Origin of the sequence: Xanthobacter agilis (assembly GCF_021730435.1) — a bacterium.
Taxonomy (GTDB): Bacteria; Pseudomonadota; Alphaproteobacteria; order Rhizobiales; family Xanthobacteraceae; genus Xanthobacter; species Xanthobacter agilis.
On sequence record NZ_JABWGX010000036.1, the window covers coordinates 25,936 to 37,254 of the forward strand.

The 11,319-nt window shown below is 66.9% G+C and carries 8 protein-coding genes and 1 pseudogene; 4 read left to right on the forward strand and 5 right to left on the reverse strand.

The genetic code is table 11. The features are described 5' to 3' along the window. Positions 1-177: 177 nt before the first annotated feature. Complete coding sequence (locus tag HUW53_RS19820) at positions 178-924, forward strand: carbonic anhydrase (protein ID WP_237347489.1); 747 nt, start codon at positions 178-180, stop codon at positions 922-924. A gap of 275 nt (positions 925-1,199) precedes the next feature. Here the strand turns inward: HUW53_RS19820 and rpsA are convergent, their stop codons facing one another. Continuing rightward, positions 1,200-2,903 (reverse strand): 30S ribosomal protein S1, encoded by a 1,704-nt coding sequence (gene rpsA, locus HUW53_RS19825; protein ID WP_237347490.1) that lies wholly within the window; start codon positions 2,901-2,903, stop codon positions 1,200-1,202. 419 nt (positions 2,904-3,322) lie between these two features. Continuing rightward, complete coding sequence (gene ccrA / locus HUW53_RS19830) at positions 3,323-4,597, reverse strand: crotonyl-CoA carboxylase/reductase (RefSeq protein ID WP_237347491.1); 1,275 nt, start codon at positions 4,595-4,597, stop codon at positions 3,323-3,325. Between the two features lie 224 nt (positions 4,598-4,821). Here ccrA and HUW53_RS19835 point away from each other — a divergent pair, with 224 nt between their 5' ends. Then, positions 4,822-5,058 (forward strand): GlsB/YeaQ/YmgE family stress response membrane protein, encoded by a 237-nt coding sequence (locus HUW53_RS19835; RefSeq protein ID WP_237347492.1) that lies wholly within the window; start codon positions 4,822-4,824, stop codon positions 5,056-5,058. A gap of 136 nt (positions 5,059-5,194) precedes the next feature. Next, entirely contained in the window at positions 5,195-7,168 is a 1,974-nt protein-coding gene (locus tag HUW53_RS19840) for a protein meaA (protein WP_237347493.1), read from the forward strand. A gap of 410 nt (positions 7,169-7,578) precedes the next feature. On the opposite strand, the gene HUW53_RS19845 is transcribed toward HUW53_RS19840, so the two are convergent. Beyond that, the gene (locus HUW53_RS19845; RefSeq protein WP_237347494.1) at positions 7,579-8,040 is read right to left on the reverse strand and encodes an Lrp/AsnC family transcriptional regulator; all 462 of its coding nucleotides are present in this window, start codon (positions 8,038-8,040) and stop codon (positions 7,579-7,581) included. 137 nt (positions 8,041-8,177) lie between these two features. Here HUW53_RS19845 and HUW53_RS19850 point away from each other — a divergent pair, with 137 nt between their 5' ends. After that, positions 8,178-9,443: a D-amino acid dehydrogenase gene (locus HUW53_RS19850; RefSeq protein ID WP_237347495.1), complete on the forward strand. Its 1,266-nt coding sequence runs from the start codon at positions 8,178-8,180 to the stop codon at positions 9,441-9,443. A 302-nt stretch (positions 9,444-9,745) separates the two neighbouring features. On the opposite strand, the gene HUW53_RS19855 is transcribed toward HUW53_RS19850, so the two are convergent. Further along, positions 9,746-10,576: a hypothetical protein gene (locus tag HUW53_RS19855; RefSeq protein ID WP_237347496.1), complete on the reverse strand. Its 831-nt coding sequence runs from the start codon at positions 10,574-10,576 to the stop codon at positions 9,746-9,748. Positions 10,577-10,981: 405 nt separating this feature from the next. Beyond that, a pseudogene (gene nifH, locus HUW53_RS19860) lies at positions 10,982-11,319 on the reverse strand (nitrogenase reductase); the annotation flags it as partial.

Consider the following 11,319-nt stretch of genomic DNA (forward strand, 5'->3'; position numbering starts at 1 on the left):
CGCCGCGCCACGAGGCCTGTGCTAGCCTTTCAAGCGGGGGCAGACGGGGGCGTCGCACACAGGCGGGCCTGACCGGTTCTGACCCGACAGAAGCGCACCACGGAGCGCAGACCTTGGCCCTCCGGTCCGCCGATCGCGGTCGAACCGGCACCTGGGTTCAAGGATTGGGGGGAACACATGATCAACCGTCGTACATTACTCGCCGGGCTGTTGGCCTGCCCCGTCTGCGCCACCGCCGCGCGCGCGGACAGCGCCCATTGGAGCTACGAGGGCCATGGCGGGCCGGAGCATTGGGGCGAGCTGGAAAAGGGCTTCCAGGCCTGCGCCGTCGGCACCCAGCAATCGCCCATCAATCTCCAAGGCGCGGTGCGGGCGGAAACATCTGGCCCCGCCCTCTCCTGGAAGAGCGCGCCTTTCAAGGTGGTCAACAATGGCCACACCATTCAGCTTGATGCCGTCGGCGACGCTGGCGGCGCGGAGATGAACGGCAAGCGCTATGCGCTGCGCCAGTTCCATTTCCACGCGCCAAGCGAGCATGCGGTGAACGGCCAGCGCACCGCCATGGAGGCCCATTTCGTCCACGCCGCCGAGGATGGCGGGCTGCTGGTGGTGGGCGTCTTCATGGTGCCGGGCGCGAAGAACGACGCCTTCGCCACGCTGATGGCGGCGGCGCCCAAGACCGCCGGCAGCGCCCCCCTGTCCGCGCCTCTCGATCCGACCGCTCTGCTGCCGCGGGATCGCCGACTCTATCGCTACGAGGGCTCGCTGACGACCCCGCCGTGCTCGGAGGTGGTGGACTGGAACGTCTTCGCCGCTCCCCTCAGCGTCGCCGAAGGAGATATTGCCACCTTCCGCGCCATCTTCCCGATGAACGCGCGACCGTTGCAGGCCGTCAACCGGCGCTTCCTGTTGCAATTGAACTGAGACCAAGGGGCCTATGAGCGGCCTCTCACGGGTCCTTGGCCAAGCCTGCGAACCCCGCCTGCGAACGCCCACGCGCCCCACGGCACCGGGGCGAAGCGCGCCGCGGGTGAGATGGCGGCCGCCGGCAGCATCCGCAACGCGGCAGCAAGGCAACGGCTTCACCAGCACCGCTGGTTCTGCGCCTCCGTCACCGCCCCTGCGCAAAAGAAAAGGGCCGGCTTTCGCCGGCCCTTTTCATGTCTCGAAACGCTGGGAAGCGCTCAGCCCCTGAAGGCTCAGTCTTCCTTGGCTTCCTCGGCGCGCTGCTTGAGCGCCGCACCCAGGATGTCGCCCAGCGAGGCGCCGCTGTCCTGCGAGCCGTAGGTGGCCACGGCCTCCTTCTCTTCGGCGATCTCGAGCGCCTTGACGGAGACCTGCACCTTGCGCGCCTTACGGTCGAACAGGGTGACGCGGGCATCCATCTTATCGCCCACCGAGAAGCGCTCGGGGCGCTGGTCGTTGCGGTCGCGGGCGAGTTCCGAGCGCTTGATGAAGGCCGACAGGTCGGTGCCCGTGAGCTTCACCTCGATGCCGCCGTCCTTCACGTCGGTGACTTCGCAGGTGACGATGGCGCCCTTCTTCACATCGCCAGCCTCGGCGAAGGGATCGCCGGCGAGCTGCTTGATGCCGAGGGAGATGCGCTCCTTCTCCACGTCCACGTCGAGCACCACGGCCTTGACCATGTCACCCTTGCGGTACTCGTCGATGACCTGCTCGCCCGGACGGTTCCAGTCCAGGTCGGAGAGGTGCACCATGCCGTCGACGTCGCCGTCGAGGCCCAGGAACAGGCCGAACTCGGTCTTGTTCTTGACCTCGCCCTCGACCACCGCGCCGGGCGCATACTTCTCGGCGAAGGCCTCCCAGGGGTTCTGGAGGGTCTGCTTGAGGCCGAGCGAGATGCGGCGCTTGGCGCTGTCCACTTCCAGCACCTGCACTTCCACTTCCTGGGAAGTGGAAACGATCTTGCCGGGGTGAACGTTCTTCTTGGTCCACGACATTTCGGAGACGTGGATGAGGCCCTCGATGCCGGGCTCCAGCTCCACGAACGCGCCGTAGTCGGTGATGTTGGTGACGCGACCCTTGAAGCGGGCCTCCACCGGATACTTGGCCTCGATGCCCTCCCAGGGATCGCCCAGAAGCTGCTTCATGCCGAGCGAGATGCGGTGGGTCTCGTGGTTGATCTTGATGATCTTGACCTTCACCGTCTGGCCGATGGTGAGCACCTCGGTCGGGTGGTTCACGCGGCGCCAGGCAATGTCGGTGACGTGCAGGAGGCCGTCGATGCCGCCGAGGTCAACGAACGCACCGTAATCGGTGATGTTCTTGACCACGCCCTCGATCGCCTGCCCCTCTTCGAGGTTCTGCACCAGCTCGTGGCGCTGCTCGGCGCGGGTCTCTTCCAGCACGGTGCGGCGGGAGACCACGATGTTGCCGCGGCGGCGGTCCATCTTGAGGATCTGGAAGGGCTGCTGATTGTGCATCAGCGGCGCCACGTCGCGGATCGGGCGGATATCGACCTGGGAGCGCGGCAGGAACGCCACGGCGCCGTCGAGATCCACGGTGAAGCCACCCTTCACCTGGTTGAAGATCACGCCGAAGACCTTCTCGTTGGCGGTGAACGCCTTCTCGAGCTTGACCCAGCTCTCCTCGCGGCGCGCCTTGTCGCGCGAGAGGACGGCCTCGCCCATGGCGTTCTCGACACGCTCGAGATAGACCTCGACCTCGTCGCCCACCTTGATCGCGTTCTCGCGGCCGGGGCCGGCGAACTCGCGCAGGGCCACGCGGCCTTCCGTCTTCAGGCCGATGTCGATGATCGCCAGATCCTTTTCAATGGCGACCACGATACCCTTGACGACGGCACCTTCGCTCACATCGGCGCGGCCGAAGCTCTCGTCCAGCAGGGCGGCAAAATCTTCACGGGTGGTTTCTACGGCGGACATTCACACTCCACACTCTTTGCGCCGGCGTCTCGCGTTGCGAGGCCCGAGCCGAACGGATGTTCCGGTCTTCTCCTTGCGGATGAACGCCAGAACGGCCGCCGATGTTCCATCGGCGGGCCGGCGCTGAAGCCGAACGGCACGGGCAATGATTGATATCTGGCCCATCCGGGCCTGGGGACCGAAGCGCGCTCAGCGAAAGCCTGGGTGGGGAGCCTCCGACGATCAGGGCGCGTATCCCGCGGACCCTGTCCCACCCGGGCGGCTCCCAGCCTTTGGGAGCACAGCCTCGAATGGGGGTCAGATAATGGAAAACCCGCCCCGGCGCAAGGGTTCGCGCGCAATTGGAAGGCCCCGCGCAAAAGAAAGCCGCCGCGTCCGGGGACGCGGCGGCGTCGCGAAGGGAAAAGCAGCCGGTCCGATCAGCCGCCGCAGGCTTCCAGCACGTCGTCGAGAGTGCGCAGGCCGGCGCGGGGCGCGTTCACCAGCACCGCCATGTTGCCGGGCGCATGCTTGTTCTGCCACATCTTGGTGTGCGCCTCGGGGATGCGGTCCCAGGGGAACACTTCCGACATGCAGGGGTCCACCCGCCGGTCGACGATGAACTCGTTGGCGGCGGAGGCCTGCTTGAGATGGGCGAAGTGCGAGCCCTGGATGCGCTTCTGGCGCATCCACACATAGCGGGCGTCGAACGTGATGTTGAAGCCCGAGGTGCCGGCGCAGAACACGATCATGCCGCCGCGCTTGCCCACCAGGGTGGAAACCGGGAAGGTGCTCTCACCGGGATGCTCGAACACGATATCCACGTCGCGCTTGCCGGTGATGTCCCAGATCGCCTTGCCGAACTTGCGGGCTTCCTTCAGCCAGTCGTTATATTCCGGCGAATTGACCTTGGGGAGCTGGCCCCAGCACTTGAAGTCCTTGCGGTTGATGACGCCCTTGGCACCGAGACCGAGCACATAGTCGCGCTTCGATTCGTCCGAGATGACGCCGATCACATGGGCGCCGGACGCGGCGGCGAGCTGCACGCCGAACACGCCCAGGCCGCCCGAGGCGCCCCACACCAGCACATAGTCGCCCGGCTTCACGGTGTGCGGCGGATGGCCGAACAGCATGCGGTAGGCGGTCGCCATGGTGAGGGTGTAGCAGGCGCTCTCTTCCCAGGTCAGGTGCTTGGGCCGGCGCATGAGCTGGCGCGCCTGCACCCGGCAGAACTGGGCGAACGAGCCATCGGGCGTCTCATAGCCCCAGATCCGCTGGGAGGGCGAGAACATCGGATCGCCGCCGTTGCACTCCTCGTCGTCCCCGTCGTCCTGGTTGCAGTGCACAACCACTTCGTCGCCCACCTTCCAGCGCTTCACCTTGGGCCCCACCGCCCAGACGATGCCCGCGGCATCGGAGCCGGCGATGTGGTAGGGCAGCTTGTGCACGTCGAACACGGAGATGGGCTCGCCGAGGCCGGCCCAGATGCCGTTGTAGTTCACGCCGGCCGCCATCACGAGCACGAGCACGTCGTTTTCGCCGAGCTCCCAGGTGGGCACGACCTCCAGCTGGAACGACTGCTCGGGCGGCCCATGCCGATCGCGGCGGATGGCCCAGGCATACATCTTCGCGGGCACATGCCCGAGCGGGGGAATCTCCCCGAGCTCGTAAAGATCCTTCACCTCAGCATCCCCCGCAGCAGCCGTCTGGCCCATAGCGTCCCGTCCTCTCATGTCGACCGTTGGCGGACTCTTCGGTCCGGTCCACGCTCACCCCTATCGCATTGCAACGTAGCAGAGAAGAACTTCAAGTCGATAGGCGTCACCTTTTGCCGCCCGCCGGCCTCGCACGCCACTGGACAAGGCGACGGCGAAGCTCCATGCCCTTGAAGCTGGCGTGTGGGCGCCTTTAGCGGAACACTAAGGAGAGGGTGAGGGATATGGGCATCTTGTGGATGATCATCATCGGCGCCGTCGCCGGTTTCCTGGCGGGACAGGTGTTCCGCGGCTACGGCTTCGGTTTCGTGGGCAACGTGGCGGTGGGCATTGTCGGCGCGCTCATCGGCGGCTTTCTGTTCGGCAATGTGTTCCTGGTGGGCGGGCTCGTCGGCCAGATCATCTCCGCCACCGTCGGCGCGGTGATTCTCCTCTTTGTGATCTCGCTGGTCGCGCGCTGACACAGCGCATCCAGCCCGATGCCGATCGAGGGATGGGGGTGCGCCAATGTCGACGGGAGAAAATTCCCGTCGACGCCACCATCATCGCGACGCACAATCGTGTGCACTGCAAGGAAACGAACAACGGGGATTTGGAATGGTGGTCCGCGACAAGCCTTGGCTCTTCCGCACCTATGCGGGGCATTCCACGGCGTCGGAGTCGAACAAGCTCTATCGCTCGAATCTCGCCAAGGGCCAGACGGGCCTGTCCGTCGCGTTCGACCTGCCGACCCAGACCGGCTACGACAGCGACCATCCCCTCGCCCGCGGTGAAGTGGGCAAGGTGGGCGTGCCGATCTCCCATCTCGGCGACATGCGCACCCTGTTCGAGGGCATCCCGCTCGCGAACATGAACACGTCCATGACCATCAATGCCTGCGCGGCGTGGCTGCTCTCGCTCTACATCGCGGCGGCGGACGAGCAGGGCGCCGACCGCACCAAGCTCCAGGGCACCACCCAGAACGACATCATCAAGGAATATCTCTCGCGCGGCACCTATGTGTTCCCGCCGGCGCCCTCCATGCGCCTCACCAAGGACACCATCATCTTCACCACGCAGCATCTGCCGAAGTGGAACCCGATGAACGTGTGCTCCTACCATTTGCAGGAGGCCGGGGCGACGCCGGTGCAGGAGCTGGCCTTCGCGCTCGCCAACGCCATCGCCATCCTCGACACGGTGAAGAAATCCGGCGAGGCGGAAGGCCCGGTGTTCGGTGAGGTGGTGGGCCGCATCTCCTTCTTCGTGAACGCCGGCATGCGCTTCATCACCGAGATGTGCAAGATGCGCGCGTTCGTGGATCTGTGGGACGAGATCTGCGTCAACCGTTACGGCATCACCGACGCCAAGCAGAAGCTGTTCCGCTACGGCGTGCAGGTGAACTCCCTCGGCCTCACCGAGCAGCAGCCGGAGAACAACGTCTACCGCATCCTTTTGGAGATGCTGGCGGTCACCCTCTCCAAGAAGGCCCGCGCCCGCGCCGTGCAGCTTCCGGCCTGGAACGAGGCGCTGGGCCTGCCGCGCTCGTTCGACCAGCAATGGTCGCTGCGTTTGCAGCAGGTGGTGGCCTATGAGACCGACCTGCTCGAATACGGCGACATCTTCGACGGCTCCACCGAGATCGCCCGCAAGGTCGAGGAGCTGAAGGAGGAGGCGCGCGCCGAACTCGCCCGCATCGATGCCATGGGCGGCGCGGTGGCGGCCATCGAGAACTCCTACATGAAGCAGGCCCTGGTGGAATCCAACACCCGCCGCCTGGAGGCCATCGAGCGCGGCGACCAGGTGGTGGTCGGCGTCAACCGCTGGACCGAGAGCGAACCCTCGCCCCTCACCACCGGCGAAGGCGCCATCCTCACCGTGCCGGAAGGGGTCGAGGCCGAGCAGATCGCCCGCCTCCAGGCCTGGCGCGAGGCGCGCGACAGCAAGGCCGTCGCGGCGGCGCTGGCGGACCTGAAAAGCGCGGCCCAGGACGGCCGCAACATCATGGATCCCTCCATCGCCTGCGCCAAGGCCGGCGTCACCACCGGCGAGTGGGGCACCTGCCTGCGCGAGGTGTTCGGCGAATATCGCGCCCCGACCGGCGTCGGCCGGGCCGCCCGCGTCGACACCCAGGGCCTCGATGAGGTGCGCAAGAGCGTGGACGCGGTGTCCGAGAAGCTCGGCCGCCGGCTCAAGTTCCTGGTGGGCAAGCCGGGCCTCGACGGCCATTCCAACGGCGCCGAGCAAATCGCCGTGCGCGCCCGCGACTGCGGCATGGAGGTGGTCTACGAGGGCATCCGCCTGACCCCCGCCGAAATCGTGAACGCGGCGCTGGAAGAGAGCGTGCATGTGGTCGGCCTCTCCATCCTGTCCGGCTCCCATGTGCCGCTGGTGCGCGACGTGATGGAGCGGATGCGCGCCGAAGGGCTCGGCGACATTCCGGTGGTGGTGGGCGGCATCATCCCGCCGGAGGACGAGATCCAGCTCAAGGGGTTCGGGGTGGCGGCGGTCTATACGCCGAAGAACTTCGAACTGAACCGCATCATGGCCGACATCGTCTCCATCGTGGACGGCGAGACCCAGAAGGCGGCCTGAGTCCGCCGCCCGGCAAGAAAGCCCCCTTGCCGGCCGAAGGGAAGAACTGGCGGACCGGACTGCAAGAGCGCCCGGCCCGCCCGAGCAGAGGTCGTGGACCCAACAGGCCTTGTGGACCCGACGGATAAGCGCCGCTCATGGCCTTTTGGCCGCGCCGCGCTTGAGCCCGGCCCGCGCCCTGCGTCGGCTAAAGATCGAGATCGAGGCGACATGATCGGATAAGCGGAATGGCTTGGTTTGCTGCCACCATTGCCGCCGCATGCCGTTCTGCTTCCCAAGATATCCGGCGCGGCAACCCCCGTCCCGCTGAGAGCACGGTGAAGTGCCGCCGGGCGTGACGTGCGGCCGGGCGGGCGCTGAACCGGCCCGGCGGCGCGGCGCATATGATGGGCCCAGCGAGGCCGCCGAACCTACATGCCCGCCGGACGCCCGCTGACCACGGTGCGGATGGCGAACGACGACTGAATCCGCGCCACCCCCGGCAGGCGCGAGAGCACTTCCTTGTGCAGGCGCTCATAATCCGCCGCGTTCTTCACCTCGATCTTCAGGATGTAGTCCGCAAGCCCGGTCATCAGATAGCAGTCTGACACCTCCGGGCAGCGCCGCGCCGCGGCCTCGAAGCGATTCAGAAACTCCTCCGTCTGCCGATCCAGGGTGATCTGAGTGATGACCACCAGCTTGTCGTCCGGCCCCGCCCGGCTGACGAGCGCCGTATAGCCACGGATGACGCCGCTGCGCTCCAGCTGCCGCAGGCGCCGGAGGCAGGCGGAAGGCGAAAGGCCGACCTCCGCGGCAAGGTCCGCATTGGAGATACGGCCATCCCCACGCAAAACCCGAATGATGCGTTCGTCCACGTCGTCGAGAGCAGGCATAGGCAGGATCTTCGGCAAAACAGCAGGAAATTGCAACACTTCACACCCGCTGTGCAACTTATGGCGCCGATTCGTGTGAAATGCCGCACCCTCCGGCGTACACTGGCGCCTTGTCAGTTTTACACCGGTGGGCCGTCATGCGGATTCTCATTCTCGGCAGCGGAGTGGTGGGCGTCACATCCGCGTATTACCTCGCCAAGAAAGGTCATGAGGTGACGGTGCTCGACCGCCAGCCGGCGGCGGGCATGGAGACGTCATTCGCCAATGCGGGCCAGGTTTCGCCCGGCTATTCGGCGCCCTGGGCCGGCCCTGGGATTCCCCTCAAGGCCATGAAGTGGCTCATGATGCACCACTCGCCCTTGGTGGTCCGTCCGGGCCTTGATCCCAAGCTTTACTTCTGGCTGGCCAAGATGCTCGCCAATTGCACCGAGGACGCCTACCGCCGCAACAAGGCGCGCATGGTGCGCCTCGCCGAGTTCAGCCGCGACGCCTTGCGGGAGCTGCGCGCGGAAACGGGCATCACCTATGACGATCGGGCCAAGGGCACGCTTCAACTGTTCCGCACCGCCAAGCAGCTCGACCATGTGGGAGACGACACCGTGGTGCTCGATGCCCACGCGGTGCCCTACGAGGTGCTGGACGTGGCCGGCTGCATCGCTGTGGAGCCGGCTCTGGCGCGGGTGCGGCAGAAGTTCGTCGGCGGCCTGCGCCTGCCCGGCGACGAGACCGGCGACGCCCATCTGTTCACCCAGCGCCTCGCCGCTTTGGCCGAGAAGCGGGGCGTCACTTTCCGTTATGGCGAGACGGTGGAAGCGCTGCGGACCGAGGGCGGGAACGTCAGCGGCGTGGCGCTGAAGGGCGGCCAGGTGCTCACCTCCGACCTCTATGTGGCGTCCATGGGCAGCTATACGCCGGCCCTCGTGAAGCCGCTCGGCATCGACCTGCCCATCTACCCGGTGAAGGGCTACTCCCTGACCCTGCCCATCACCGACCCGGACGCAGCGCCCGAATCCACGGTGATGGATGAAACCTACAAGATCGCCATCACCCGCCTCGGCGATCGGATCCGGGTGGGCGGCACGGCGGAACTCGCCGGCTTCGACCTGAGCCTGCGTGAACCCCGCCGGGAAACCCTCGCCTTCTCGGTGGGCGACCTTTTCCCGGAGGGCGGCGACATCGAGAAGGCCACGTTCTGGACCGGCCTGCGCCCCATGACGCCGGATGGAACCCCCATCGTCGGCGCCACCGCCTACCCCAACCTCTATACCAACACCGGGCATGGAACTCTGGGCTGGACCATGGCGTGCGGCTCCGGTCGGGTGCTGGCGGACCTGATCGGCGGCGAGGCGCCCGACATCGCCTCCGACGACTTCGCCCTCTCGCGCTACGCGCAAGCGGCCTGAACGCCAATAGATGCCGTGCGCCAGCTTGCAGCGCGCGGCACGCCGCCCGAAGGCTCCGCCTCTGCCCGGCGGCCGGGCGCATGTTCCTCAAGACCTGCCAGGGCGTCTTCCGGTCGCGCGGGCGCAGGATGCAGACCGCACATTTCTGCGTTCGCGCATTTTGGTCACGCGCTCCGGCATCCGCGTTGTGTGAGGACGCTGCCCCAAAAGGCTCAGGAGCGTGGCTCACTGGCCTTTGCTCAAGCCTGCGCGGCATGTGAGCCGACCCACTCGGCGCCGGTCAAAAACCAGGGCCGATGGTCTTATCGCGGATTGCGGCTATGGGATTTGAAGCCTGCGCCCCAGTCATCGGCGGAGGCACCGGATTGCTCCAGCTCGATGGCGAAATCCACGGCACGGGCGATGATCTGGTCGAGACGGTCGATGCCGCTCACCTGCACCGCCGGGTTTGCAACCACCTCCGCCAGCAGATCCCCCGCCTTCAGCGCGCGCGGCGGGCGCACGAGGCCGCGCAGGCGGCCGTCGCATGGGGCCACCGCCAGCGTGGTGCCCACAAGGCCGATCATCTCGCCAGCACGCACCATCTCGCCAATCGCCTTCTCGGATCGGAAGACACCCTCCGCCGGCGCACGCACCGCCGTGTCGTAACGAGAGAAGGCGCGCCCACCGCCACGCGCCGGCCCCGACCGCAGCACCGCGCCGGGATCGACGCCGCCCACCTCAATCACAAGGTCACAATCCACGCCCGCCGTCGCCCCCGGCCCGAGCACCAGGGTGAGTTCCGCGCCACACCGCGGTCCGGTTTCATCGTCCGCTCCGCGCGCGTCAACCACCACGTCCCAGGGCCAGCGGCCGACCACTTCCAGGTCGGGATGCGTGAGGAGCGGCACGAACATGCGGTTCGAAAGACCGGAGACAAGCTCCGCATCACGCGTCACCCGGCGCGCCTCCACGCCGCCGAGGGTGGCGGCACCGTCCCACCACGCATCGGCAAAGCACATCTTCCGGCGCAGCACCGGCTCCGGCGCGCTCTGGTGCAGGGCCACCGCGTGTCCCGACAGCAGCAGGGTGCGCGCGACGGCGGAGGCCAGTTCGTTCACCCCGTGAACCAGGACACTGCTCTTGTCTGGCACGGGCCTCTCCCTTTGCCGCCGACCCTACCGCCCCGCAGCCAAGCCCGATCGTACAGGTTGCCGCAGCGGCCGACACCGTATCCCCGCCCGGCACACGCGGTGGAAGCGGCGGCAGACGCACCCCGCAGGCGTCTGCCACCGCTACCTTCGCGGCCCATGGAGTCTGCGCATCGGGACGCCGGGCGTCGAGACGTCGAAATCCAGACACACGAAGCCCGTGGCCCCCGCCCAGCCCCTATGGACCGGCGGCGACGGACCCAGCCGCCACCGCGATCCCACGGGACACGCTGCAAGAACGGAACACGCTGCAAGAACGGAACACGCGGCAAGGACGAAACATCCGGCGGGGACGGCCAGCCGCTGCGACTCGGCCGCCCGCCTCCGCCGAACGAAGTGGAGTCGCGATCAGGCGGTGAGCTCGGCGGCGGTCTTGCCGACCTGGCTCTCGTCCACGGCCTTCAGGATGCCATGCTCCATAAGCATGTCTTCGAGTTCGTCCATGGTGATCGGGGTCGGGATGATGCCGTTACCCACGTTGGCATGCACCTTGGTGGCGAGGTTGCGGTAGTGCTGGGCCTGGGCGCTGTCGGGGGCGTATTCCACCACCGTCATGCGTCGCAGCTCGGCATGCTGCACGATGTTCGCGCGCGGCACGAAGTAGATCAGCTCGGTGCCGAGCTTCTTGGCGAGGTTCTCCGCCAGCTCCAGCTCCTTGTCGGTCTGGCGCTCGTTGCACACCAGGC